Here is a 26,149-nt window from a genome sequence, read left to right on the forward strand (position 1 = left end):
CGGGGCGCCCCGACACTGGCGGGTCTGCGACTAGCCAAAGACGTACGGGAGAGATGAAGGGAGTGACTCGGTGTCGTCAATGATCCTGGCCCCGGTCCTGTCCGAGCACTGGGACGAGGCCGACTCCTGGACTCTCGGTGGGTATCTGCGCCATGAGGGCTACCAGGGTCTGCGCACCGCACTGGGTATGGAGCCGGATGCGGTCATCGCCTTGGTCAAGGACGCGGGTCTGCGCGGGCGGGGAGGTGCCGGATTCCCTACAGGCACCAAATGGTCTTTCATTCCGCAGGGTGACGGCAAGCCGCACTACCTGGTGGTGAACGCCGATGAGTCCGAACCCGGCACCTGCAAAGACATTCCGTTGATGCTGGCGACACCGCACACCCTCATCGAGGGAATCGTGATCGCCGCCTACGCGATCCGCGCCGCACATGCCTTCATCTACGTGCGCGGTGAGGTGATCTCGGTGATCCGGAGGTTGCAGACGGCGGTGGCACAGGCGTACGAGGCCGGATACCTGGGCCGCAATATTCTTGATAGTGGTTTCGATCTGGAGCTGGTAGTGCACGCCGGTGCGGGCGCCTACATCTGCGGAGAAGAGACCGCGCTTTTGGACTCGTTGGAGGGACGCCGCGGCCAGCCGCGGCTGCGGCCCCCGTTTCCCGCGGTTGCCGGTCTGTATGCCAGTCCGACGGTCGTCAACAATGTCGAGTCCATCGCGAGTGTCCCGGTCATCCTGAGGCGCGGTCCCGAGTGGTTCCGGACAATGGGATCGGAGAAATCGCCGGGATTCACGCTGTACTCGTTGTCCGGGCATGTGCGCACTCCCGGACAGTATGAGGCTCCGCTCGGAGTGACACTGCGCGAGCTGCTGGAGCTGGCAGGGGGAGTGCGCGACGGGCACGGGCTCAAGTTCTGGACTCCCGGTGGCTCATCGACACCGTTGTTCACCGCCGAGCATCTGGATGTCCCGCTCGATTACGAGGGGGTAAGCGCCGCCGGATCGATGCTGGGCACCAAGGCATTACAGATATTCGATGACACCACGTGCGTGGTGCGTGCGGTGCTGAGGTGGACCGAGTTCTACGCGCACGAGTCCTGCGGTAAATGCACACCCTGCCGGGAGGGTACCTATTGGCTGGTGCGCATCCTCCAGCGACTGGAATCGGGTGAGGGCGCCGCCGAAGACCTGGACAAACTTCTCGACATCTCGGACATCGTGCTGGGTAAGTCATTCTGCGCTCTCGGTGACGGCGCCGCGAGTCCGATCATGTCCTCGCTCAAGTACTTCCGCGGAGAGTACGAGGCACACCTACAGAACGGATGTCCCTTCGATTCGGGGGCCAGCACCGTCTTCGGGGAGGGGAACCGATGACTGCCGTAGAAAGGGGGACCGAGATTGAGCTGGTTACCGTCAACATCGACGGAACCAGTATCTCGGTGCCCAAGGGCACATTGGTCATTCGTGCCGCTGAGTTGATTGGCGTCCAGATTCCCCGGTTCTGCGATCACCCGCTGCTCGATCCGGTGGGTGCCTGCCGCCAGTGTCTGGTCGAAGTGGAGGGGCAGCGTAAACCGTTGGCCGCCTGTACCACCACCGTCACCGACGAGATGGTGGTGCATACGCAGGTCACGTCCGCAGCAGCGCAGAAGGCGCAGAGCGGTGTGATGGAACTGCTGCTGATCAATCACCCACTCGACTGTCCAGTCTGCGATAAGGGCGGCGAGTGCCCACTGCAGAACCAGGCCATGTCGACAGGTCGCGCCGAGACCCGGTTCGCCGAAGCCAAGCGCACGTTTCCCAAGCCGATTCCGCTATCCACCGAAGTGCTACTCGACAGAGAGCGCTGTGTCCTGTGTGCGCGGTGCACCCGGTTCTCCCAACAGGTGGCCGGTGACCCCTTCATCGAGCTTCTCGAACGCGGTGCGCAACAACAGGTTGGCATCGCCAGCGACGAACCCTTCGAGTCTTACTTCTCCGGCAACACCGTGCAGATCTGCCCAGTGGGTGCTCTCACGGGCGCCGCGTACCGATTCCGGGCCCGACCGTTCGATCTGGTATCCACCGCTAGTGTGTGTGAGCACTGTGCCAGCGGATGCGCGCAGCGCACGGACCACCGGCGGGGAAAGGTCCTGCGGCGCCTGGCCGGTGACGATCCCGAAGTCAACGAGGAATGGAACTGCGACAAGGGGCGCTGGGCGTTCACGTACGCCACCGCGGGCGACCGCATCACCCATCCGATGATCCGCGACGAGTCCGGAAATCTGGTGGCTGTGTCGTGGCCGCAGGCATTGGAAACCGCCGCAAAGGGTTTAGCGGATGCGGGCACCAACGCCGGGGTCCTCACCGGTGGACGGCTCACCGTCGAAGACGCCTACGCATATGTCAAGTTCGCCCGCACGGTGATGGGCACCAATAACATCGACTTCCGGGCCCGCGCGCATAGCGCCGAGGAGGCCGCGTTCCTCGGCTCCGGCGTCGCCGGGCACGGGATGACGCAGACGTATGCGGCTGTGGAATCCGCGCCGGTGGTTCTGCTGGCGGGGTTCGAACCGGAAGAGGAATCTCCCATCGTCTTCCTGCGGTTGCGCAAGGGAGTCCGCAAGCGGGGACTGCGGGTGCTCACTATCGCGCCCTTTGTCAGCCGCGGATCCACCAAGCTCTCGGCCCGGGTGATCGCCACCGTTCCCGGTAGTGAACCGGAAACCATCGCGGGCCTGGCTGATTCGGAACTCTTGCGCCAGCCCGGAGCCGTGATCATGGCGGGGGAACGGCTGGCGTGGATACCCGGAGCGCTGTCGGCCACGGCCCAGCTCGCCGCGAAGACGGGCGCGACACTGGTGTGGGTTCCCCGCAGGGCAGGGGAGCGTGGAGCCCTGGAAGCTGGCGCACTGCCCAGGCTCCTGCCGGGTGGCCACCCGGTATCGGACAGCGCAGCGCGACGCTATGTTGCCGACAAGTGGGGAGTGATCGCACTGCCCGACATGCCCGGACTCGACGCCGCCGGCATGTTGGATCCGGGGAGTGGACTCGACGCGTTCCTTGTCGGTGGAATCGAGCTGGCGGATCTTCCGTATCCCGCAGCCGCTGTCGGTGCGCTCAAGACAGGATTCGTGGTGAGCCTGGAGATGCGCCACGGCTCCGTCACCGAGCTCGCCGACGTGGTACTTCCGGTGGCGGCGGTCGCGGAGAAATCCGGCAGCTTCGTGAATTGGGAGGGCCGGCTGAGATCCTTCCAGACCACGCTGGACACCAGTGACGCCCTCGACGATCTCAGAGTGCTTGCCGCGCTGTCGCAGCGGATGGATCGTCCGATCGGCCTGAACCACGCAACCGAGGCACTCGCCGAGCTCGCGGACATAGGTCCGTGGGAAGGGGCGCGGGAGACCCCGGGGCCGATCAGGGCGACCGCCAGGCCGCGGCCCGAGGCGGGCGAGGCGGTACTGGCGTCATGGCGGCTGCTGCTGGACGCCGGTCGGCTGCAGGACGGTGAGCAGTTTCTTGCCGGGACCGCCCATACCGCCGAGGTGCGGCTATCGGAGGCGACCGCCATCGAGATCGGCGCTTCCGAAGGCGAATTGGTGACCGTACGCAGCATGTCGGAGTCGATCCGCGGTGCCATTACCCTGCCCCTGCGGATCACCGAGATGCCCGACAGGGTGGTGTGGGTGCCCCTGCGCTCGGCCGGTTCGGAGGTTCATCAGCAGCTCGGCCCGGCGCTCGGGCAACTGGTCCGAATCGAGGTGGCGGCGTGACAGGAAAGACGGACTTGTCACAGTTCGGAATTGATCCGCTATGGCTCGTACTCCTGAAATGTGTTGCGGTGTTCGCCTTCCTGGTGCTCACCGTGCTCGTGGCGATTCTTGTCGAGCGCAAGGTGCTTGCCTGGATGCAGCGTCGCATCGGTCCCAACAGGGTGGGCCCGTTCGGACTGCTGCAGAGCCTGGCCGACGGCGTGAAACTGGCCCTCAAGGAGGGCCTGACCCCCGCCGGGGTCGACAAGCCGATCTACCTCCTGGCGCCCATCATCTCTGTAGTGCCGGCGATCGTCGCGTACGCGGTCATTCCGTTCGGTCCCGTGGTCTCGTTCTTCGGGCATCGCACACCGCTTCAGCTCACCGATCTCCCGGTGGCGATTCTTTTCGTGCTAGCGGTCACTTCCGTGGGCGTGTACGGGATTGTGTTGGGTGGCTGGGCCTCCGGATCTACCTACCCGCTGCTGGGTGGATTGCGGTCCTCCGCGCAGGTGATTTCCTACGAGATCGCGATGGGTCTGACCTTCGCCGCCGTATTCCTGCTGGCCGGAACGATGTCGACTTCGGGGATCGTCGCGGCGCAGGCCGGCCGGTGGTATGTCTTTCTGCTGCTGCCGTCGTTCCTCGTGTACGTGACCGCCATGGTCGGCGAGACCAACCGGGCTCCGTTCGACCTGCCCGAAGCGGAGGGTGAGCTGGTCGGCGGCTTCCATACCGAATACTCCTCACTGCGCTTCGCGATGTTCATGCTCGCCGAATACATCAACATGGCAACGGTTTCCGGGTTGGCCGCGACCATGTTCCTGGGTGGCTGGCATGCGCCCTGGCCGTTGAGCCTGATTGACGGTGCGAACACCTCATGGTGGCCGGTGCTGTGGTTCGTGGCCAAGGTCTGGGGCTTCATGTTCCTGTTCATGTGGCTGCGCGCCACATTGCCGCGGCTGCGCTACGACCAGTTCATGCGGCTGGGCTGGGAGGTCTTGATCCCGGTGGCGCTGGTATGGATTGTCGTCGTCGGAGTGGTACAGGCCATGGCGCTCTATGGATACGGAAATCCGTCGATCATCCTCGGGGTCATCGGCGTCGTGGTCTCAGTGGGCAGCATCGCCCTGGTGGGCGCCCTGTCGCGGCGCCCCGAATCGCCAAAAATCTTGTTATCCAGCAGTTTCGATCCGATGGCCGGCGGATTCCCGGTGCCGCCACTGTCCGGGCAGCACGCCGGTGCGGGCCCGGGTTCGACCACCAAGGAGGACGCACATGCCTAATCTTCTGCGACATTCGGTCGACGCCATGGCGGGGTTCTGGGTGACTTTCTCGTCGATGTTCAAAAAGCGCCTCACCGAGCAGTACCCCGAGAAGAAGGAGCCCACCGCCGCCCGATATCACGGAAGGCACCAGCTCAACCGGTACACCGACGGGCTCGAGAAATGCATCGGCTGCGAGCTGTGTGCCTGGGCATGTCCGGCCGATGCCATATTCGTCGAGGGCGCCGACAATTCCGAGGAAGAACGCTTCTCGCCAGGCGAGCGATACGGCCGGGTCTACCAGATCAACTATCTGCGGTGCATCGGTTGCGGGCTGTGTATCGAGGCGTGCCCGACCCGCGCTCTGACCATGACCAACGACTACGAGATGGCCGATGACAACCGGTCCGACCTCATCTACGGCAAGGACAAACTGCTGGCACCGCTGCAGCCCGGAATGGCGCCGCCGCCGCACGCGATGTATCCCGGCACCACCGACACGGATTACTACCTGGGCAACCTGCCTCAGCCCGGGGAGGAGGTCAGGTGAGCTTCGATACCGTGGCCGGCCATGTGACGGTGCTTGCGGCCGAGGGGCTCTCGCGCACGCCGACGTGGGAGGGGGTGACGTTCTGGGTGCTTGGCACCGTCGCCGTGCTCGGCGCGCTCGGTGTGATCGCCGCACCCAAGGCGGTTTATTCGGCGATCTTCCTGGCTATGACCATGGTGATCCTTGCGGTGTTCTTCGTGGCCCAGGGCGCGCTGTTTCTCGGGGTCGCCCAGGTGGTGGTGTACACCGGCGCGGTCATGATGCTATTTCTGTTCGTCCTCATGTTTGTGGGTGTAGATTCCTCCGACTCGCTGGTGGAGACCCTGCCGGGGCAGCGGGTGGGTGCCATCGCCGCCGGGCTTGGGTTCGGGATGCTGGCCGTTGCGGGCATCGGAAATGCTTCGACCACAGCATTCGTCGGGCTCGACCAAGCCAACAGCCGCGGCAATGTGGAAGGTCTGGCCGAGCGCATCTTCATCGACTACCTGTGGGCGTTTGAACTCACCGGCGCACTGTTGATCACCGCGACGATCGGCGCGATGGTGCTGGCGCACCGCGAGAAGCTCGGGCAGACGGGTGGACAGCGCGAGATGGCCATTCGCCGTTTCCAGCATGGCGACCGTGCCACGCCATTGCCCAATCCGGGTGTGTACGCGCGGCATAACGCTGTCGACGTGCCCGCGCTGCTTCCTGACGGGTCATTCTCGGAGCTGTCGGTCAGCGGTGTGCTCACTCCGCGAGACATGGAGGTGCGGTGAATCCCGACAATTACCTCTATCTGGCTGCGCTCATCTTCACCATCGGGGCTGCCGGCGTGATGTTGCGCCGCAACGCGATCGTGGTCTTCATGAGTGTCGAGCTGATGCTCAACGCGGCCAACCTGGCGTTCGTCACCTTCGCCCGGATGCATGGAAACCTCGACGGCCAGGTCATCGCATTCTTCACCATGGTGGTCGCGGCCACGGAAGTGGTTGTGGGACTGGGGATCATCATGACCATATTCCGCACCCGTAGGTCGGCTTCGGTCGACGACGCCGATCTATTGAGATTCTAGGGATAGTTCTAGGAAGGAGTGCCCGTGACATGGCTCATGCCGGTGCTGCCCCTGGCTGGTGCGGCCGTCCTTCTGCTTGTCGGCCGCCGGGGTGATGGCTGGGGGCATCTCTTGGGTTGCGCGACGGCGTTGGCCTCCTTTCTCGTAGCCGTCGTGTCATTTATCGGCATGCTCGGCCGCACAGCCTCCGAACGTATGGTGCACGAAACGCTCTTCGCCTGGGTTCCGGTCGGGGCACTGCGCGTCGATTTCGGATTGACACTCGATCAGCTGTCCGTGTGTTTCGCACTGCTGATCACCGGGGTGGGTTCGCTTATCCACATCTACTCGATCGGGTACATGGCGGATGACCCTGACCGGCGACGGTTTTTCGGCTACCTGAATCTCTTTCTGGCGGCGATGCTGCTGCTGGTGCTCGCCGACAACTTCCTGGGGTTGTATGTGGGCTGGGAGGGAGTTGGCCTGGCGTCCTACCTGTTGATCGGCTTCTGGTACCAGAAACCTTCGGCCGCCGCCGCGGCCAAGAAGGCCTTCATCGTCAACCGCGTCGGCGACATGGGGTTGGCCCTGGCCATGATGCTGATGTTCGCGACGTTCGGCTCTGTCGGCTTCGCCCAGGTGCTCGGCTCGGCGGGTGCGGCCGGCGAGAGTCGCGACACCGCAATCGGATTGGCGCTATTGCTGGCGGCGTGCGGAAAATCGGCCCAGGTGCCGCTGCAGTCCTGGCTTGGGGATGCGATGGAGGGCCCCACCCCGGTGTCGGCCCTCATCCATGCGGCCACCATGGTGACCGCCGGTGTCTATCTGATCACCCGGTCCGGCCCGATCTTCGAACGCGCCCCCTACGCGCAGGTCGCGGTGGTGAGCGTCGGTGCCATCACCCTGCTCTTCGGAGCGATCATCGGCTGTGCCAAGGACGACATCAAGAAGGCCCTTGCCGCCAGCACGATGTCACAGATCGGCTACATGGTGTTGGCGGCGGGGCTGGGGCCCGCCGGGTATGCGGTGGCGATCATGCATCTGCTCACGCACGGGTTCTTCAAGGCGGGGCTGTTCCTCGGTGCCGGTTCGGTCATGCACGGTATGAACGAAGAAACCGATATGCGCCGTTACGGTGGGTTGCGCTCCGTCATGCCGATCACCTTCATCACCTTCGGGCTCGGATACCTCGCCATCATCGGGGTTCCGCCATTCGCGGGGTTCTATTCGAAGGACAAGATCATCGAGGTCGCCTTCGGGCATGGCGGTGCCGGCGGATTCCTCCTCGGGTCGGTGGCGCTGCTGGGGGCCGGGATCACGGCCTTCTATATGACTCGGGTCATGCTCCTCACCTTCTTCGGTGCCCGCCGATGGCGACAGGACGCGCATCCACATGAGTCGCCGTCGGTGATGACCTGGCCGATGATGGTGCTCGCCATCGGTTCCGTGGCCGCGGGATTCCTGCTCAGCTTCGGTGGGGCCCTGCAGAACTGGCTGGAACCGATTGTCGGTGCGCATCATGGCGAGCTACCCGTTCCCGCGTGGGTGATCAGCGCTATCACCGTCACGGTGGTGCTCTGCGGAGTGGGTGTCGCCTACCGGATGTATCGCGCCGACGTGCCTGAAACGGCTCCGCAAGGTTCGGCGCTCACCGTTGCCGCGCGCCGGGACCTTTATGGGGATGCCGTCAACGAGGCAGTGTTCATGCGTCCCGGACAACGTCTCACCCGTGGGTTGGTGCTCGCCGACGACCGCTGGGTCGACGGCCTTGTCAATGCTGTGGCCTCCGCACTGGGCGCCGTCTCGGGTTGGGTGCGGCATATGCAGACCGGCCACGTTCGCTCCTATGCGTTATCCATGTGCGCCGGTGCGGCTCTGGTGGTCGCGGCGTTGATGGCAGTGAGGTGGTGAGTGCGATGGGTGCCGTAACAGCTCTGTGGCTTATTCCCCTGGTGGGCGCCGGTGCCGTGCTGATCATGCCGATCCATCAGCGGACCCTGGCCAAATACGTGGCGCTGGGTGCCTCATTGCTGGTCCTGATCGTCGCGATTGCGCTCGCGATTGCCTTTGATCCCGCGGGTCCGCAGTATCAGTTCGTCGAATCGGTGTCCTGGATACCGGCATTCGGGATGAAGTACGCGGTGGGTCTCGATGGAATCGCGCTCGCGCTGGTGCTGCTGACAGCTGGCCTTCTGCCGATCCTGTTGCTGGCCGCCTGGAATGACGGAGCAGATGCCCCGGGGTACGGTAATCGTCCTGTGGCGCAACGCTATATCGCGCTAATCCTGGTCGTGGAATCGATGGTGCTGCTGTCCTTCTCCGCGCTGGACGTGTTGCTGTTCTATATCTTCTTCGAGGCGATGCTCATCCCGATGTACTTCCTGATCGGAGGATTCGGGAGCACGCACTCCGACACCAAGCAGCGGTCACGCGCGGCGGTGAAATTCTTGATGTACAACCTGTTCGGCGGCCTCATCATGCTGGCGGCCGTCATCGGGCTCTACGTGGTCACGGCGCAGGGCCAGCCCGGAAGCCCGGGTGGAACTTTCGATCTACGCGATATCACCGAAATGGTCGCCACCGGCGCACTCGGAATCGACCCCGGCGTCGCCAAGGCACTATTTCTCGGCTTCATGTTCGCGTTCGCGGTGAAGGCCCCGCTCTGGCCGCTCCATACCTGGCTGCCGGATGCCGCCGTGCACGCGACCCCGGCCAGTGCGGTGCTCATGATGGCGATCGTCGACAAGGTGGGAACGTTCGCGATGCTGCGGTATTGCATCCAGTTGTTCCCCGATGCCAGTAGATATTTCACGCCGGTGATCATCACGCTGGCAGTCGTCGGCATCGTCTACGGTGCCATCCTGGCGATCGGTCAGACCGACGTGATGCGACTGATCGCCTACACCTCGATATCGCATTTCGGCTTCATCATCCTGGGCATCTTCGCGATGACCAGTCAGGGGCAATCGGGTTCGACGTTGTATATGGTCAACCACGGCATCTCCACCGCGGCGTTGATGTTGGTGGCAGGGTTCCTGGTGTCCCGTAAAGGCTCTCGTCTCATCGCGGCATACGGTGGAGTGCAAAAGGTGGCACCGGTTCTCGCCGGGTCCTTCTTGGTGGCCGGTCTGGCCACGCTGTCGCTGCCCGGGTTGGCGCCGTTCATCAGTGAGTTCCTGGTGCTGGTGGGGACATTCACGCGGTACCCGCTGGCCGCGGCGTGTGCGGTCGTCGCGTTGGTGCTGGCCGCTATCTACGTGTTGTGGATGTACCAGCGGATGATGACCGGCCCGCTGGCACCCGGGAACGAGACCATCGGCGATCTGAAGCGCCGTGAGCTCGCCGTGGTGGTGCCGTTGGTCGCGTTGCTGCTCGTGCTGGGCATCTACCCCAAGCCACTGTTAAACATCGTGAATCCCGCGGTCGAACAGACCCTGCGCACCGTCAACGAGAAAGACCCACCGCCGGTTGTGGCCGATGTCGCCCTCCGTCACGGCGAAGGTGAGCGACGATGACCGATATCGGAATCCTTCCCGCACCGCCGATCGCCTATGGCGCGCTTTCTCCCATGCTGATCATGTTCGGGGTCGCGGTGGTGTCGGTACTGGTGGAGGCATTCGTTGTGCGGCGGTACCGGTTCGCCACGCAACTGGCGCTGGCCACCGCCGGAATCCTCGGCGCCTTTGTGGCAGTGGTGGCACTGAGCGGTTCGCGTCACGTCGTCATGAACGGCGCGGTGGCGATAGACGGCCCCACGCTCTACTTGCAGGGGCTCATCCTGGTGGCATCCGGTCTGGCACTGGCGGTGATAGCACAACGCAGAACAGTTGCCGCGCTTCCCAGTACGGTGGGCGCCGGGGGTGGCCTGGACGCCTTCGCCGCGCAGGCATCCAGCGTTCCGGGCGGTGAACCGGAGCGAGTGCTGAACCGCACAGGTATCACCCAAACGGAGATCTTTCCGCTGACATTATTTGCGATCGCCGGCATGATGCTCTTTCCTGCCTGCAACGATCTGCTGACGATGTTTGTTGCCCTGGAGGTGTTCTCGCTTCCGCTATACGTGATGTGTGCGCTGGCCCGACGTCGGCGTCTGCTGTCCCAGGAGTCGGCGCTCAAGTACTTTCTGCTCGGGGCTTTTTCCTCTGCGTTCTTCCTGTTCGGCTCGGCCTTCGTATACGGATACGCCGGAACCGTTGAACTCGGCGCGGTCGCACGGGCTGTCCAGGCAGATGCGGGGGAGCGGTCCTTCTTGCTGCTCGGAGTCGCCATGCTGTCGGTGGGTCTGCTGTTCAAGGTAGGAGCGGTGCCCTTCCACTTCTGGGTCCCCGATGTGTATCAAGGTGCACCGACCCCGGTCACCGCATTCATGGCAGCCACCACCAAGATCGCGGCGTTCGGGGCGTTGCTGCGAGTTCTGTATGTGGCGCTGCCGGGGATCACGGCCGACTGGCGTCCGGTGCTGTGGGCGGTGGCGATCGCCACCATGCTGATCGGATCTATCGGTGCGGTGACGCAGACCGACGTCAAGCGCATGTTGGCCTATTCGGCGGTCGCGCATACCGGATTTCTCTTGACCGGGGTCGCGGCCGCCAATGAGCGTGGTGTGTCGTCGACGTTGTTCTATTTGGCGGCATACGGTTTCAGCACCGTGGGGGCTTTCGCCATTGCGGGACTCGTGCGCTCGGACAACGGAGAGCACGGCCCGGATGAGGACGAAGAGATCACCGATCTGAGTCGATGGGCCGGAATCGGTCGCCGGTCGCCGGTGCTCGGTATTGTCTTCGCACTGTTTCTGCTGGCCTTCGCGGGTATCCCGTTGACGAGTGGATTCGTCAGCAAGTTCGCGGTCTTTGAGGCCGCAGCGTCCGGCGGGGCCATGCCGCTGGTGGTGGTGGGCGTGATGTGCAGCGCTATCGCCGCATACTTCTACGTGCGGGTGATCGTGCTGATGTTCTTCGCCGATCCGGTGCCGGACTCGGGGGTGCTCCGGATCCCGGGCCCCGCCGTCGCGATATCGATTGGAGTGAGTGCGCTCGTCACGGTTCTCCTCGGCGTGGTGCCCCAGCCGCTGCTCGAACTGGTTGGGAATCTCGTCAACTTCGCCACGTGAGTCCAGTCACCGATCACCGGCCGTGACTCGCCGCACGTGGCGACGACACGCCCCGGATCTGTGCAGAATGCGGCGTGTCGAGGCATAGCGTGGCCTGGTTGTCACCACCTGTGGCGTGTCCATTTACCGGCGAGTAACCTACGGTACCGTAGGGTGGCGGTATCGCAGCTGCGGAAGGACACCAATGGCGATCACGGACATCTCGGCATTCGCGCATCTCACCAGCGAGGACGTCGAGAACCTGGCCGTCGAGCTCGATGGGCTCCGGCGTGAGATCGAGGAGTCGCGCGGTACGCGTGACGCCCGTTATATCCGGCGCACCATCGGCGCGCAACGCGCGCTCGAATTGACTGGCCGCGCCCTTTTGGCGGCGAGCAAGAAGCGCTCCGCATGGTGGGCCGGCACCGTGACGCTGGCCGTTGCCAAGATCATCGAGAACATGGAGATCGGCCACAACGTCATGCACGGTCAATGGGATTGGATGAACGATCCCGAGATTCACTCTTCGACGTGGGAGTGGGACATGGCCGGCGCCTCCAAGCACTGGCGCTTCACGCACAACGTCGAGCATCACAAGTACACCAACATCCTCGACCTGGACGACGACGTGGGCTACGGGATCCTCCGTGTCACGCGCGACGAGCCGTGGAAGGTGCGCAACCTCCTGAACCTGCCGCTCAATTTCATCCTCGCGGCGGGATTCGAGTGGGGAATTGCCCTGCAGCACCTGGAGTTCCGCAAGATCTGGACAAAGGAAACCCGCGAGGCGACCAAGCAGCGGGTGCGTGAGCTGATCACGTCCGCGGGTTCGCAGGTCTTCAAGGATTACGTCGCATTCCCGTCAATCACCGCGCTGTCGCCGGGGGCGACCTACCGATCCACATTGACCGCCACGGCGACGGCCAACCTGATTCGCAACTTCTGGTCCAACGCCGTCATCTTCTGCGGGCATTTTCCGGACGGCGCCGAGAAGTTCTCCGTGACCGATATGGAGAACGAGACGCGTGGCCAGTGGTACTTGCGTCAGCTGCTGGGCAGCGCGAACTTCGATGCGGGGCCGACGATGCGGCTGATGAGTGGCAACCTGTGTCATCAGATCGAGCACCACCTGTACCCGGACTTGCCGAGCAACCGGCTGCACGAGATCTCGGTGCGCGTGCGGGACATCTGCGAGCGCTACGACCTGCCGTATACGACCGGATCGATGCTGCTCCAGTACGCGAAGACCTGGCGGACCATCGCCAAGCTGTCGCTACCGGACCGGTTCCTGCGTGCTACCGCGGACAATGCGCCGGAGACTCGTAGTGAGCGCATGTTCGTGGTCCTGGAACCTCTTGCCACCGAGTCAGATTCGGTTCCGCGGCGCGGGCTCAAGACTGCCATCGCCATGGTCCGTGAGCGCCGCCGCAGCAAGGTGCCCGTCTAGATTTTTGTGATTCCGCCGCGAAGGCGGGCAGAACGCGATATGCACTGATATGTGACCACGTATCTAGAGGCCCCGACGGTGACCGACGCAGACCGGGGGAATGGCCTTATCTCGAGTCCTATCGAGAAGCCCAGGCGAACTTTTACCGGCTTTCTGGGGATGGCACTGGACACGTTGGGTGCCATGCTCCGTCGCCCACCCGCCGTGGGCGAGTTCTTCCGGCAGGTGTGGTCGATAGCCAGAGTGTCGGTGCTGCCGATGTGCATGGTGGCGATACCGCTGGCCGTAGTGATCGTGCTCGTCCTGGAGGCCCTGGTGTTCGGCCCGACGGGATTCCCGACGCACGCGGTGTTGGTCGCGGCGGCCACGGGTGCCACCGTTGTCTTCGCCGAGGCCGATTCGCCCCGGATTCAGCAGGAGATCGACGCCATGCGGGGCAGAGGCGTGGACGTCACGCACGGGTTCATCGTTCCCCGCGTCCTCGCTACCGCGGTCGCCGCGGTGCCGCTGGCGTTGATAGCTGTTGGGGCAGCTGGCGTCTACTTCTTCTCGGCTTTCGGTCAGCACACTCCGCTGAGTCTGTTCATCGGGAACTTGGCGCAGCTGATGAGTCCGACCAATGTGCTGATTGTGGCTATCGAGGCGGCGGCTCTCGGGTTCATGGGAGGCCTCATCGCTTGCTACAAAGGTGTCTCCGCGCCCGCTGACCGGTCCTGACCAAAGCGACGCGGTCACCGCGTGGTCAGCAGGGTCGCCAGACGGAACGCCGGTGCGACCACGCTGGCGGCGCGTAGTCCGATCTTCTGAAGGCTGCGGCTCCGCATGAGGGGGCCCAATCCCGCCAGCTGTGCGGCGCCGTAGAGCATGTCCCAGTCGGTGTCGATGTGGGTGATCTTGAAGTCGTCGGTCAATGTATAGCGGTCAATGCCAATGAAGTTCAGGCAGCGGCCCGTTCCCTTGAGCTTGGCTCCGGTGTTGGGTTCGATGGTCTCGCCGATCATGCGGCCGATGCCTCGCCACGGAATGGTCACGCGCCACTGACCATCGAAGTAGTCCCAGTAGGGCAGCGACCGATTCGTCCCGTCCTGCGGATAGAAGGCGAAGTCGGGGAAGACGTCGAAGGCGGCCTGGCAGTTGTCGATCGTGAACTGGCGTCCGAGCCTGTTCTCCTGGAACGTCGAGCTGTCGATGTAGCTACAGTCCTCGGCGATGCAGTAGTCGATCTTCTTGATATCCTGCTCGGCCCAGGCATCGAACCATGTGGACGCGAACTCTGTTCGGCCCTGGGCGGGAAGACCGCGTTCGATGTCGTTATTTTCCTGCTGCTGCACCTTCCTCCAGAAATCCGGCATGAGTGGCTGGTACTTCGCGTGCTCCGGGGAGGGCCCCAGTCTTTCCAATCTGCTCATTTCGTTCCTTTCATCGTGGGAAACATGTGCTGGCTCAGCGGGCGAAGAGACGCACCGGCAGACCGCCCGCCAAGCCGGTGGACACCCGCACGCGATGTCGGGGCGTCCACCCGTCGCGGATCTGTAATGCGTAGCGCTGCAAGATGGTTCCGAGGACCAGGGTTCCCTCGATGTAGGCCATCCGTGTACCCATACACTTGCGGGGCCCGATACTGAAGGGCAGAAACGCATTCCGATTGATCCTGTCGGTCAGGAATCTGTCGGGATTGAATGTGTCCGGTTCCTTCCAGAACCGGGGATCACGCTGCAGCGCGTACTGCGTGATGATGACCTGCGAGCCCTGTGGAATGAAGTAGCCGCCGATCTCGTCGTCCTGTACGGCCGTTCTGACATTGGCGGGTGCGGCCTGAAAGCGCTGCGCCTCATCGAAACACGCCCTCAGGTACTTCAAATTCTCCAGGTCGTCGTATTCCAGTGTCTTCCCGCCGAGCGCGTCAATCTCTGCGTACGCCTTACCGAGCGCGATCGGGTTTCGGCAGAGCAGCGCGATCGTCCAGGCGAGGGCGGCGGCGGTGGTCTCGAATCCCGCGAACACCAGCCCGGCGGCCTCAGATCGCCGTCGCCGGTGCTGCGTCTGCGGGCAGCCGTCGAACTCCAGTCCCAGCAAGGCATCCACGAGGTCAGGCGTATCGGAAACCGGGCAGCCCGCGCGCTCGTCGACGAAGCGGTCGAGGATGCCAAAGAGTTCCGTTTTGGACTCCTCACCTTTGCGGTGCAAAGGGTTTGGTATCCAGCTGGGCAGGAAATGCATGGCGACCCTGCTGATGACGTAGACGCCATATCGCCGCGCCCCGTCGACCGCGTGATCGATCTCGTCCGGGCTGAGTTGAACCTTGAACATCGAGCGCATCAGGCCGTCCATCACCACCGCGCCGAGTTCGTGCTCGAGATCCACCAGTTCCCCGCTGTCCGCATGGCGGGACCAGGCGTCGACCCGATCGGTTATTCCGTCCATCATGAGCGGAGTCGCCGCTGCCAAAGCGCGCTCGCCGAAGTAGGGATTGAACGCGGAGCGGACACGTTTCCACTCCTGCCCTTCGAGCAAGGGGAGGGCCACCGGCTCCCCGGAGACCAGCTCGATGGTGGCCTCGTGTTTGACGTAGCGGTCGTGGTGGCGCGTAAAGACGTGGTCGACGTAGTCGGGATGGTTGATCAGGGTGAGTGTGAGTGCGGGCTTCGGCCCCGTGAACAGGCGGACGATGTCGCCGTACCGATGCGCGATCTTGGGCAATAGCAGGTACGGCAGACGAGACGGCTCGCCCATACAGCTGAGCCCCAAGAGTGCGGCCCGACGCAGCGGGAGCCTTGGAGGAAGCCGGGGTACGCCGGTCTGCGGTAGTTCCCGCGCGGCGGGGTTCGTGTCGGTGGCGTGCATGTCTGCCTCTTCTCTGCGGTCGGTCGCGAGGCCAGGAAACCGACCCGCTGCGATGCCGAACAGTGATTCTGGTGGCGAAGTGTATGGCGGATCGGGGCCGTGTGCAATACTGAATCAAAAGTAATTCATTGATTCAAACACCAGGTAGGCGATTCGGAGGGAGCAGCCGTGAGTCGTGTCGATGGTGCATCGGTCCCCGCCGTTAGGATCGGCTCCGTGGTAGAGCTCGACTCCTTGCTGCGGCAGCTGGCCACCGGTGCCTTGTCCGACACCAACGTGGCGACCTCTCGCCTGTTGGATGCCGCACGCGAGGAATTCGTCGCTCACGGGATCGGTCGTACCGCGGTGGGAGACATCGCGCGTCGTGCCGGCGTGTCCCGGCCGACGCTGTACCGCAAGTGTGGGGACAAAGAAGACATCGTCGCGGCGGTATTAGTCAGGGAGACAACGGAATTCTTTGTCCGGGCACAGGTGGTGCTCGCACCCTTGTCCAACGCGGAAGACCGGATGGTCGAAGCATTCGTCATGGGCATGCGCGAGGCGCGTGATCATCCGCTGGTGCTGGCACTCAAGGAATTCGACTCGGAATCGTTCTCGCGGAACGTTTTCGACGTAAATGCGGCCGGCTATCAAGGTCTGCTTGCCGTCATCGCGGAATTGCTGGCCGATGATGCGTATCCCGCCGCGGCGGTCAAGCGGGCGCTGGACTTGGCGCTGCGGCTGACGTCGACGTTTCTGATGAATCCGTCGGTGCTGGTGCCGACAGATACCGACGAGAACACCCGCGAATTCGCGGGCAGGTATCTACTGCCGCTGATGCGTGCTGCACGCTAGCGCTCCGTATCCTGGTGCGGTGGCGACAGTTTTGACGGTGAATGTGGGCGGACTCCGTTCGAACCCTACGGGCGGGCCCGTCCCGACCGGGATCGACAAGCGACCCATCGATTCGGCGGTCGCGGTGCGTGCGCCCGGGGAGGTGGGCGACGGTACCGGCAGTGGCCTGGGCGGTGACGCCATCGGGGATCACACCGTGCACGGCGGCGACGACCAAGCCGTGTACGCGTACGCCCGCGAAGACCTTGACTGGTGGCAGGAAGAACTGGGCCGGGAGCTGACCAATGGCCAATTCGGGGAGAACCTCACCACCTGCGATATCGACGTAACCGGCGCCAAAATCGGCGAGCAATGGCATGTCGGTACCGACGGTCTGGTGCTGGAGGTCTCGTCACCGCGAATACCGTGCCGGACATTCGCGGCCTGGCTCGACCAACAGGGTTGGGTCAAAACCTTTACCGTGCAGGCGGTTCCCGGTGCTTATTTACGGGTCGTTTCGCCCGGCGCGGTATGTCCGGGTGACCGGATCACCATCGGCAACAGTCCAGACCACGATGTCACCGTCGGGCTGGCCTTCCGGGCGCTGACCCGTGAACCCGCATTGCTTCCCCAACTGCTTGACGTTCCCGCGCTGCCCGAGCGCATCAAGGAAACCGTCCGGCGCAGGAGCGGTTCGCCGTAATCTACCGCCGCTGGACCAACACGGTCTGTGCGCTGGAGCCGATGTAACCCCGGCGGTCGAAGATCTCCGCCGTGGTCACGCCGACACCGTCGGGTCCGACCGACATGCGGGCGCGCACTCCGAAATCATCACCGTGGGGAATCCGGTGCACGTGCATCACGGTGTCGGTGTTCATGTAGACGAATCGCAGCGGGTTGAGCACCGCGCCGATCCCGTTCGCGGAATCGATCACCGACGCCAGCCGCTGCCATGGAGTGGTGGGCTCGGCGTCAACGATATGCACGTGTGGTCGCATCCAGGCTACCTGTGGTTCCCCATCTGGCACCGAAAACCACTGAAAATCAACAGATTTCGAGTAGTTGGAGCCCTCGAAACCGAAGGCGGGCGGGGTGGCGCCCTGCGGGTACTCGGGCAGTGGTGGATATCGGTCACTGGCCTTGTCGGCGGTCACCGATGTGGCCAACAGCCACGCGCTGGCCCGCGCGACCGCACGGTATCCGCCGTTGGCGTGCGCCTCCATCTCGGCGACCGCAAGGGCGATCCGGCGCCCCGGCCGTTCGATCCACGCCCGCACCCGCACCGGCTCCAGGGGAACCGGGCCGAGGATGTCCAGCGCGACCCGGCCGATCCGCAGGCTCTCACGCGGCTCGGGCAGCTCCTCGATGGCCTTGAGTAGCAACGCCATCGGGGGCGAGCCGTGCTGGAGATTCGGACCCCACCCGCTGGCGGTCAGCGCGGTGGACTCGAATACCTGGAACTCGCCGTCGGCGTCCAAGCGCCGGTAGTAGCAGCCAGTCAGGTCCAGCGTCATGCGGCATCTCCCGGGATCGCGGTCGCGGAGGCTTCGGCATCTTCGATATCCGTATCAGAGACACCGTAATCGGAGGGCCAGCCCGGGTAGGGCGGCGGCGTGCCGCCAAATGCGGGGCACAGCGACTGATGGGCGCACCAGCCGCATAGTCGGGACGGGTTGGGCCGGAAGTCACCCGTGGTGCCGAGGTTTTGAATCGCCCGCCAGATCGCCATCAACGTCTTCTCGAACTTCAGCAGCTCCGCCTCATCCGGTGAGTAGTCGAGCACCTCGCCATCGGACAGATACAGCAGTCGCAGCCGCCGCGGCACCACACCGCGGGTGCGATACAGCGCGACGGCGTAGAACTTCATTTGAAACAGCGCCTTGGCTTCGAACAGGGCGCGAGGTGCGCGTCCGGTCTTGTAATCCACCAGACGCATCGCGCCTCCGGGTGCGATATCGATGCGGTCGATGAATCCGCGCAGCATCGTGCCGTCGGACAACTCGACCTCGACGCGCTCCTCGCAGCTGTCGGGATCGAAACGGGTGGGATCTTCGAGCCGGTAGTAGCCCGAGAGCAGGTCTCTGGCCTCGTCGAGAAACCCTGGAAGGCGCTCGGCCTCGACCACTGCGGCGAGTTCGGGGTTCGATTCCACGAGGCGTTCCCACGCGGGCTCCACCAATCCGGCGGCGGTGGCATACTCCCGTTCGGCGGCGGGCCGAGCATAGAGATCTTCCAGAGCGGCGTGCACGAGACTGCCGCGCACCTGTGCTGTGGACGGCGGCTCGGGGAGCCTGTCGATCGCGCGGAACCGGTACAGCAGTGGGCACTGCTTGAAGTCGCTGGCACGAGAAGGAGAGAGTGCGGGCCGGCGCGTTGGCCGGTTCTGCGTGGTCTCCTCCATGGTTGGCAGCCTAGGCATCACGTCCGACAGGTGCTGACGCCACGCCGCGCACAAAATAGGCGGGCGCCATTCAACACATGTCACAAGTCGTCCCCGAAATACCCGTACTCGAAGTAACGTGAACCTCTCATTGGCCATGGGCAGCGCGGCCCCGCCCGAGAGGAACACGCAGTGACGACGGCAAAGCATCGAAGCCCTCTGGAGAGCCTGCAGGTAAACGACACGGCGCTCGCCGGGGCTGCCCAGGCCGATCGATGGACCGCGGTGACCGATGGACCCAGTCGGTACTCCCGGGTGTCCTTCACTCCCAATGTCTCGATACCGCTGTCCGATGGGACCGTGCTCAAAGCCCAGGTGTTCCGGCCGGCCAACGCGGACGGGACTCCGGTGAGTGACCCGGTGCCGGTGCTTTTCAACCTCACCCCCTACAACAAATCCGTTACTCATCTGGCTGCGTGGCTGCTTCGGGGGCTGAGCCGGTTCGGCGTGACCGTGCCCGCCGCGCCGCCGAAGAACCCGCGTCTCGTCGAGCTCGCCGAGCTGGCGCGTGCGATTCCGGGCGGTGGCCTGACGACGTTTGGGGTGAATGACTCACTGATCCGCAGTGGGTACGCCCAGGTGGTTGTGGACGTTCGGGGAACCGGCGCCTCCACCGGTGACTGGGGGATGCTCAACGATGTCGAGCAGCGCGACACCGCCGAAGTGGTGGCGTGGGCGCAGGCGCAACCATGGTGCGACGGCGGGGTGGGGATGTATGGAGTCTCCTACTGCTCGATCAACTCGCTCCAGGCCGCGGGGAATCGGGTGCCTGGTCTCGGCGCGGTGTTCGCGGTGGAGCCGGTCAGTGACATATCTCGAGACCTCATGAAAACCGGTGGAGCACAGACATTTTTCCTCCCCGTCTGGATGCTTGCCGTCGCCCTGGGAAAGTGGCTGCCGTCGCCGTCGGATGTGACACGTGGTGGCATCGGGCTGGGCTGGCTCGCGGGGCGGTTGCGGGCGCCGCTGAATCGCGTGGTGCGGTACATCTTCGAGGGGCTGCGCGGCAAGGGTGCACTGATCGACGACGACGAATACTTCCAGCAGATCAGCCCCCGGTTCGAGGACATCGAGATCCCGACGTTTGTCTATGGGGCGTGGGACGACATCTTTGGTCCGGCCGCCTTGCGTATCCATCGCCGAGCCGCGTTGCCGGGTGGCAGATTTCAGGTCGTCATCAACGAGGGGTATCACGGCTCTCCGGGTTCACAGCTTGGCCGCCAGGGTGGACCGCCTCGGCTGGATGTCTTGCAGCGTGCGTGGTTTGACAGGTGGCTCAAAGGTATTGACAACGGAATGGAGAGCTACGGCCCGCTCACCTTGCAGCAGCAAAATGGCGGTTGGCACACCCTGGACGCCTATCCGCGGCCCGAGGCAAGGCCGCAACGCTTCTACCTGGACGCCGAACCCTCGGGCGTGGGCGCTGGTTCGACATTCGACGGGTCGTTGGGTGGTGCCGCACCGCTCAATAGGACCGAGCACCTCCTTCGGCGCCGGATGGGACTGCTGAAATCGCCGACGACCTCCCGGTTGACGGCCGGTATCACCGCCGCCTTGGGAACGTCCGGGCTCAAGGACTCGCGCTACTTCGAGCGTGGTGCGCTCACGTTCACCAGCGTCGCGGCCGCGGAGTCATGGGTGATCTCCGGGGCGCTCAACCTTCATCTGCGTACCAAAGCGTTGGGGACGGAGGCATTCTGGGTCGTTTCGGTGACGGATGTGGCACCCGACGGCTTTTCCCGGATGCTGGCCGAGGGCGCGCTGCTGGCATCGCGGCGGGGCGTGGATGAGGGCAAGAGCCTGCGGACCGCGGACGGCGACTATCTATCGCCTTGGCATCCCACCGGTGCGGGGTGCAAGCTCCCGGTGGAGCCCGGTGTGCCGATAACACTCGATATCGATCTCACGGAGGTAGATGCGGTGATCGCGGCCGGGCACCGGCTGCGGGTGGTCGTCTCGGCCGCCAGCCTGCCGAGGTACATACCGTCCATTCCCGAACTGTGGGCGAGTCGCCACGGTCAGACTCTCGTTCTGGACCCTGACCAGCCGAGTTACCTGGTGGCACCCGTGGTTGCGGGCGCCGGCGCCGGGGCTGCCTAGTCCTCGTCAGTTCACCAATTCGTCAGCCACTTTTCCTGTAACTTACGGTACCGTAGGTTAGAGATGGGGGTAGGCCGAAAGGAGAGGTGGACGAGATGGTGACCGGACTGCAAACGCGATTGCTCACCGAGTTGGAGCCCGTTGTCGAGGCGAATCTCGAACGGCACCTGGGTGTCGCGCGGCCATGGGCCCCACATGATTACGTGCCATGGAGCCGGGGCAGGGACTTTGCCTTCCTTGGTGGCGAGGATTGGCGGCCGGAGGACAGCCCTCTCGACCCGGTGGCCCAGGCGGCATTGATCGTCAATCTGCTGACCGAGGACAACCTGCCGTCCTATCACCGTGAGATCGCCACGAGATTTGGGCGGGACGGCGCGTGGGGAACCTGGGTGGGCCAGTGGACGGCGGAGGAGGGGCGGCACAGCATCGCACTTCGCGACTATCTGGTGGTCACCCGTGGTGTGGACCCGACGAATCTTGAGGCAATGCGCATGGCGCACACCGTCGCCGGCTACGACTCGGGGGATAAGACACCCCTGGAGGCGCTGGCGTATGTGTCGTTCCAGGAGCTGGCCACCCGGATATCGCACCGCAACACGGGCAGGGCCTCGGGCTGCCCGATTGCCGATCAGCTGTTGGCGCGGGTGGCGCTGGACGAGAACCTGCACATGGTCTTCTACCGCAATCTCATGTCGGCAGCACTCGATATCGAGCCGGATGCTGCGATACAGGCGATCTGCAAGGAGATCGTCGGCTTCGCGATGCCGGGTATGGGGATGGCCGGTTTCGCGCAGAACGCGATTGCCATCGCGAAGGCGGGTATCTACGACTTGCGCATCCATCACGACGAGGTGCTGCAGCCGATCCTGCGGTTCTGGCGGGTGTTCGAACGTTCCGATGTCGGGCCCGAGGGTGAGCAGGCTCGCGAGACTCTCGTGAAATTCCTTGCCGCCGTGGATGAACGTGCGAAGTACTACGAGGAGAGGGCGGCCGCGCGCGCGGCACGAGGTGCCTGAAAGCAATTACCGGAGGTCACCCGCGGTTGGCGGATGACCTCCGGTAATCGGCTTACTGATCGTGGATTCAGACTTACCGCGAGGTGCTGCTGCTGCCAGTGCGCTGCGCGGATCGCTGCCCGTGTCCACCGCGCCGAGGCGCCCGCGCGGGGCGTCCCTCGGTACCGCCACGGGGCCGGTGCGCCCGCTGGCCGCGCTGTCCGTTGGGGGCGGGGGAACCGCTAGCTTTTTGGGCGGGAGCAGGTTTCACATACGGTGCCACCTCGCCCACCAAGTTCTTGACCTCATCGGAATGAGCCGTCACCTGCTGCGGGGTGGCCGTGATGGCGGCCTTGCGCAGCAGCTGCGTAACGTCGCGTCGCTGTTCGGGAAGCACCACCGTCACCACGTCACCGGTGCCGCCTGCGCGGGCAGTGCGGCCCGACCGATGCAGGTAGGCCTTGTGCTCAGCGGGCGGGTCGACGTGTACGACCAATGTCACGTCGTCGACGTGGACTCCGCGTGCGGCGACATCGGTTGCCACCAGCACCCGTGCCTGGCCACTGGAGAAGGCGGCGAGGTTACGGTCGCGTGCACCCTGAGAAAGGTTGCCGTGCAAGTCAACCGATGGGATACCCGACTGATTGAGCTGATGCGCGAGCCGCTTTGCCTGATGCTTGGTGCGCATGAACAGGATGCGCCGCCCGGTGCCGGAGGCCAGCGTGTTGACCAGATCGCGCTTGGCATCGGGGCCGCTGACGGTGAACACGTGATGTGTCATCGCGGCGACGGGGGAGTCGACGGAATCGACCGAGTGCTCGGCAGGATTGTGCAGGAACCGCTTGACGAGCTTGTCGACATCGTTGTCCAGAGTGGCCGAGAACAGCAGGCGCTGACCGGAACTCGGTGTCGCGGCCAGTAGGCGGGTCACCGCGGGCAGGAAGCCGAGGTCGGCCATGTGGTCGGCCTCGTCCAGCACGCAGATCTCCACGGCGTCCAGGCTCAGATGGCGTTGCTTCAGAAGGTCTTCCAGGCGTCCCGGGCAGGCGACCACGATGTCGACACCGGCCGAAAGGGCCTGCACCTGCCGGTGCTGGGAAACTCCACCGAAAATAGTGGTGACTTTGAGTCGGCAGATCGCCGCCAAAGGTTCGATGACTGCGCTGATTTGGGTCGCCAGCTCCCGGGTGGGCGCCAGCACGAGTGCACGCGGCTTGCGCGGCACCCGGTTGCCGCTGGCAATGCGGGCGACGACAGGAAGGGAGAACGCGAGAGTCTTTCCGCTGCCGGTCTTGCCGCGAGCCAGTACGTCACGGCCACTGAGGGTGTCGGGAAGGGTCGCGGCCTGGATGGGGAACGGCGCGCTGATTCCAGCGGCCTGCAACACGTCAATAAGTGGTGCGGGCACGCCGAGAGAATCAAATGTGGGTTGAGACATGGGTAGTTGAACGCCTTTCGAGGCATTGTGGTGGCGAGATTGCCAATGGGCAATGTCGATCGCCGAGAGAAGAGCCTGAAAGTCTGCCTAAATTCACACTGGCTGACGAAAGAAACGTTCTTCGACGCGAGCGCAAATTCAGCGCTCAGTAATAGACACTACTGCCTGTTGGCGTCGATAGCTAAACCTGTGCGGCGAAACACACTGGTGACGGACACTCCTGCCTGCCCCGATGTCTGCCCGATTCGGAGTCGGCAACGCATACCTGGCAAGGTGAGCGCATGTCTCGAACCGGACCGTTCGTCGTCGGCGATCGTGTGCAACTGACCGACGCCAAGGGGCGGCACTACACGATGGTGCTCGAGCCCGGTAAGGAGTTCCACACCCATCGTGGTGCGATCGCGCACGACGGGGTGATCGGTATCCCCGAGGGCAGTGTCGTGAAATCGGCCAACGGTGACCAGTTCTTGGTGCTGCGTCCTTTGCTGATCGACTACGTGCTGTCGATGCCGCGCGGCGCGCAGGTGATCTACCCGAAGGACGCCGCGCAGATCGTGCACGACGGCGATATCTTCCCTGGCGCGCGGGTGCTGGAAGCCGGCGCGGGCTCGGGCGCACTGACCTGCTCGCTGTTGCGAGCGGTGGGGCCGGAGGGAACGGTGATCTCTTACGAGATTCGTGAGGATCACGCCGAACACGCTGTGCGTAACGTCACAACGTTTTTCGGAGAGCGGCCGGATAACTGGGAGCTGGTGCTGGGCGACCTGTGCGAGCGGCCCGCGGATGCGGGCGGCGTCGACCGGGTGGTTCTCGACATGTTGGCGCCCTGGGAGACTTTGCCCGCGGTCGCCGAATCGCTCGTGCCCGGCGGCGTGCTCATCGTCTACGTCGCGACCGTCACCCAGCTATCGCGTGTGGTCGAGGCGTTGCGAGAACAGCAATGCTGGACCGAGCCACGGTCCTGGGAGACGATGCAGCGCGGCTGGAACGTCGTGGGCCTGGCCGTGCGTCCGGAGCACAGCATGCGTGGGCACACCGCGTTCTTGGTCAGCGCGCGCCGCCTGGCACCCGACACGATCACCCCGACGCCACTGCGCCGTAAACGGTTACCGACTAGCGCTGTGTAGCTAGGGGGTAGGCGTGGGGGCCGCCGGTGTCTCGGCGGCCGGCGCTCCGGCGGGAGGCGCCTCATGTGGTGCGGCGGTACCCGCGAGCGATGTCCCGGTCTTGAGTAGTAGGTCGGAGGTCCGCTTCGACAGTTTCCACCCCTGGCCCTCGGGTGAGAACGACATCGGCACCGCGAACCCGCCCATCTTGGGGCTCGGGCTGTTGATGGTCACGACGGCTTCGACGTCCCCCGCGGTCTCCGTCGACCACTTGGGATCCTTCACGGTGAACGACAACGGCGAGAACCCGGCGTCGCCGATCGCCTTGGTGAACTTGTCCAGCTGCTCGGGGGTGGCGCCCTGAACGGCGGTGACCTTCTCGGCGCCCGGCAGGTTCGGATCGCCGAGACGGTTGAGGACGTCGGTGAGCACCGCCGGATCCGGCAGCGGATGATCTGGGACGGCCGCGGCGGCGGCAGCCGAGGATGCGGGCTGCGTCGCCGACGGGCTGGCCGGGGCGGCCTTATCGTTTGAGCTGCTGCAGGCGGTGAGAGCGAGAACAGCCGCGCTGGCTGCGATGACTGCGAGTTGAAGGTGACGGGCCATGATCCAGGTGACTCCATTCGGCATATCGGCTACGTCTACCTTCCAGACTTACCGGATGCCGCCTGGATTAGCGAAATGGCCGAGGCCTTGCTGATCTTCCAGCCGTCCTGGTTCACGAAGTTGATCTTCGTCGTGTAGGCCTGGGTCTTGGGTCCGGTGATGGTGACCGCCGCCGAGGCCAGACCCGGCCCGGTGGGTTTGAGGTCGGACACCGTGAAAGCCAGCGGCAGGAACCCGTCGCGGTTGGCGTTCTTGAACGCGCGATCGGCGTAGATCGCCTCACCGGCACCGATGCCGCCCTCGACCAGACCGCCCTTGGCGAGCGCCGACACGCCCGGATCCGCGAGGGAATACAGCAAACCACTCAACTCGTCGGACGTGGGGGTGGCATCGGCCGGATCGGTAGGAACGTCCATCGGGATATCCCACGACACGGGGGCGATGCCCGCGGGTATCGCGATCGTTGCTGTCGGGCTAGGAGAGCTGGCTGTCGGCTCGCCCATTGGCACTGCCAAGCCAACCGCGGCCGCCGCGAGTAAACCCAGCATGGCGACCCCCGACATACCGGTTTGTGAGCTCACGGTTGTCCTTTCGATCGACCTGAATGTGACGAACGCTAACAGCGTAGACGTCACAGACAACGGGTAGACCCCGCATGACCGGCCAATCGCCGGTAGCGTTGAAGTAT

At 64.2% G+C, this 26,149-nt stretch carries 23 protein-coding genes; 16 read left to right on the forward strand and 7 right to left on the reverse strand.

What is annotated here, in order from left to right; translation table 11 throughout:
• The first annotated feature begins 79 nt into the window (after nt 1-79).
• The 11 genes from nuoF (at nt 80) to B4394_RS19285 (ending at nt 13,836) form a co-directional block, all read left to right on the forward strand.
• Nucleotides 80-1,375 carry an NADH-quinone oxidoreductase subunit NuoF gene (nuoF, locus tag B4394_RS19235; protein ID WP_078311750.1) on the forward strand — a complete coding sequence of 432 codons (1,296 nt, stop codon included), beginning with the start codon at nt 80-82 and terminating at the stop codon, nt 1,373-1,375.
• Nucleotides 1,372-3,756 (forward strand): NADH-quinone oxidoreductase subunit G, encoded by a 2,385-nt coding sequence (locus tag B4394_RS19240; protein ID WP_078315979.1) that lies wholly within the window; start codon nt 1,372-1,374, stop codon nt 3,754-3,756. Before nuoF ends, B4394_RS19240 begins: the two co-directional genes overlap by 4 nt.
• Entirely contained in the window at nt 3,753-5,021 is a 1,269-nt protein-coding gene (gene nuoH, locus B4394_RS19245; protein ID WP_078315980.1) for an NADH-quinone oxidoreductase subunit NuoH, read from the forward strand. The genes B4394_RS19240 and nuoH overlap by 4 nt, the downstream gene beginning before the upstream one ends.
• Nucleotides 5,014-5,550, forward strand: coding sequence for an NADH-quinone oxidoreductase subunit NuoI (gene nuoI, locus B4394_RS19250; protein WP_078311747.1), 537 nt, complete (start codon nt 5,014-5,016; stop codon nt 5,548-5,550). The genes nuoH and nuoI overlap by 8 nt, the downstream gene beginning before the upstream one ends.
• 29 nt (nt 5,551-5,579) lie before the next feature.
• Entirely contained in the window at nt 5,580-6,308 is a 729-nt protein-coding gene (locus B4394_RS19255; RefSeq protein WP_078311845.1) for an NADH-quinone oxidoreductase subunit J, read from the forward strand.
• On the forward strand, nt 6,305-6,604 hold the full coding sequence (nuoK, locus tag B4394_RS19260; RefSeq protein ID WP_078311746.1) for an NADH-quinone oxidoreductase subunit NuoK: 300 nt from the start codon (nt 6,305-6,307) through the stop codon (nt 6,602-6,604). The genes B4394_RS19255 and nuoK overlap by 4 nt, the downstream gene beginning before the upstream one ends.
• A 24-nt stretch (nt 6,605-6,628) precedes the next feature.
• Nucleotides 6,629-8,494: an NADH-quinone oxidoreductase subunit L gene (gene nuoL / locus B4394_RS19265; protein WP_139360315.1), complete on the forward strand. Its 1,866-nt coding sequence runs from the start codon at nt 6,629-6,631 to the stop codon at nt 8,492-8,494.
• Between the two features lie 5 nt (nt 8,495-8,499).
• Entirely contained in the window at nt 8,500-10,098 is a 1,599-nt protein-coding gene (locus tag B4394_RS19270) for an NADH-quinone oxidoreductase subunit M (RefSeq protein ID WP_078316014.1), read from the forward strand.
• On the forward strand, nt 10,095-11,693 hold the full coding sequence (nuoN, locus tag B4394_RS19275) for an NADH-quinone oxidoreductase subunit NuoN (RefSeq protein WP_078315982.1): 1,599 nt from the start codon (nt 10,095-10,097) through the stop codon (nt 11,691-11,693). Before B4394_RS19270 ends, nuoN begins: the two co-directional genes overlap by 4 nt.
• A 184-nt stretch (nt 11,694-11,877) precedes the next feature.
• A complete protein-coding gene (locus B4394_RS19280) occupies nt 11,878-13,119 on the forward strand; it encodes a fatty acid desaturase family protein (RefSeq protein ID WP_078311743.1) in 1,242 nt (413 codons plus the stop codon).
• A 51-nt stretch (nt 13,120-13,170) separates the two neighbouring features.
• Nucleotides 13,171-13,836, forward strand: coding sequence for an ABC transporter permease (locus B4394_RS19285; RefSeq protein ID WP_078315983.1), 666 nt, complete (start codon nt 13,171-13,173; stop codon nt 13,834-13,836).
• A 14-nt stretch (nt 13,837-13,850) separates the two neighbouring features.
• On the opposite strand, the gene B4394_RS19290 is transcribed toward B4394_RS19285, so the two are convergent.
• Both B4394_RS19290 and B4394_RS19295 read right to left on the reverse strand, forming a co-directional pair.
• Nucleotides 13,851-14,528 (reverse strand): nuclear transport factor 2 family protein, encoded by a 678-nt coding sequence (locus B4394_RS19290; protein ID WP_078315984.1) that lies wholly within the window; start codon nt 14,526-14,528, stop codon nt 13,851-13,853.
• Between the two features lie 34 nt (nt 14,529-14,562).
• A complete protein-coding gene (locus B4394_RS19295) occupies nt 14,563-15,963 on the reverse strand; it encodes a cytochrome P450 (protein ID WP_078315985.1) in 1,401 nt (466 codons plus the stop codon).
• Between the two features lie 168 nt (nt 15,964-16,131).
• Here B4394_RS19295 and B4394_RS19300 point away from each other — a divergent pair, with 168 nt between their 5' ends.
• On the forward strand, nt 16,132-16,797 hold the full coding sequence (locus B4394_RS19300; protein ID WP_078311739.1) for a TetR/AcrR family transcriptional regulator: 666 nt from the start codon (nt 16,132-16,134) through the stop codon (nt 16,795-16,797).
• Between the two features lie 19 nt (nt 16,798-16,816).
• On the forward strand, nt 16,817-17,479 hold the full coding sequence (locus B4394_RS19305) for an MOSC domain-containing protein (RefSeq protein ID WP_139360317.1): 663 nt from the start codon (nt 16,817-16,819) through the stop codon (nt 17,477-17,479).
• A gap of 1 nt (nt 17,480) precedes the next feature.
• Here the strand turns inward: B4394_RS19305 and B4394_RS19310 are convergent, their stop codons facing one another.
• Nucleotides 17,481-18,290, reverse strand: a complete 810-nt coding sequence (locus B4394_RS19310) for a thioesterase family protein (protein ID WP_078315986.1) — start codon at nt 18,288-18,290, stop codon at nt 17,481-17,483.
• Nucleotides 18,287-19,177, reverse strand: coding sequence for a RecB family exonuclease (locus B4394_RS19315; protein ID WP_078315987.1), 891 nt, complete (start codon nt 19,175-19,177; stop codon nt 18,287-18,289). The genes B4394_RS19310 and B4394_RS19315 overlap by 4 nt, the downstream gene beginning before the upstream one ends.
• 171 nt (nt 19,178-19,348) lie before the next feature.
• Between B4394_RS19315 and B4394_RS19320 the strand changes: the two genes are divergently transcribed.
• The gene (locus B4394_RS19320; RefSeq protein ID WP_078315988.1) at nt 19,349-21,316 is read left to right on the forward strand and encodes a CocE/NonD family hydrolase; all 1,968 of its coding nucleotides are present in this window, start codon (nt 19,349-19,351) and stop codon (nt 21,314-21,316) included.
• Nucleotides 21,317-21,411: 95 nt separating this feature from the next.
• Nucleotides 21,412-22,332, forward strand: coding sequence for an acyl-ACP desaturase (locus tag B4394_RS19325; protein WP_078311842.1), 921 nt, complete (start codon nt 21,412-21,414; stop codon nt 22,330-22,332).
• A 73-nt stretch (nt 22,333-22,405) separates the two neighbouring features.
• Here the strand turns inward: B4394_RS19325 and B4394_RS19330 are convergent, their stop codons facing one another.
• The gene (locus B4394_RS19330) at nt 22,406-23,719 is read right to left on the reverse strand and encodes a DEAD/DEAH box helicase (RefSeq protein WP_078311841.1); all 1,314 of its coding nucleotides are present in this window, start codon (nt 23,717-23,719) and stop codon (nt 22,406-22,408) included.
• A 311-nt stretch (nt 23,720-24,030) separates the two neighbouring features.
• Here B4394_RS19330 and B4394_RS19335 point away from each other — a divergent pair, with 311 nt between their 5' ends.
• Nucleotides 24,031-24,876, forward strand: coding sequence for a tRNA (adenine-N1)-methyltransferase (locus B4394_RS19335; protein ID WP_078311735.1), 846 nt, complete (start codon nt 24,031-24,033; stop codon nt 24,874-24,876).
• Here the strand turns inward: B4394_RS19335 and lppK are convergent, their stop codons facing one another.
• Nucleotides 24,877-25,461 carry a lipoprotein LppK gene (lppK, locus tag B4394_RS19340; protein ID WP_502688537.1) on the reverse strand — a complete coding sequence of 195 codons (585 nt, stop codon included), beginning with the start codon at nt 25,459-25,461 and terminating at the stop codon, nt 24,877-24,879.
• A gap of 35 nt (nt 25,462-25,496) precedes the next feature.
• Complete coding sequence (locus B4394_RS19345; protein ID WP_286142117.1) at nt 25,497-26,042, reverse strand: MTB12 family secreted protein; 546 nt, start codon at nt 26,040-26,042, stop codon at nt 25,497-25,499.
• Nucleotides 26,043-26,149 lie beyond the last annotated feature (107 nt).

Source organism: Mycobacterium sp. D16Q16, assembly GCF_002013745.1.
In the GTDB taxonomy this organism is placed as follows: Bacteria; Actinomycetota; Actinomycetes; order Mycobacteriales; family Mycobacteriaceae; genus Mycobacterium.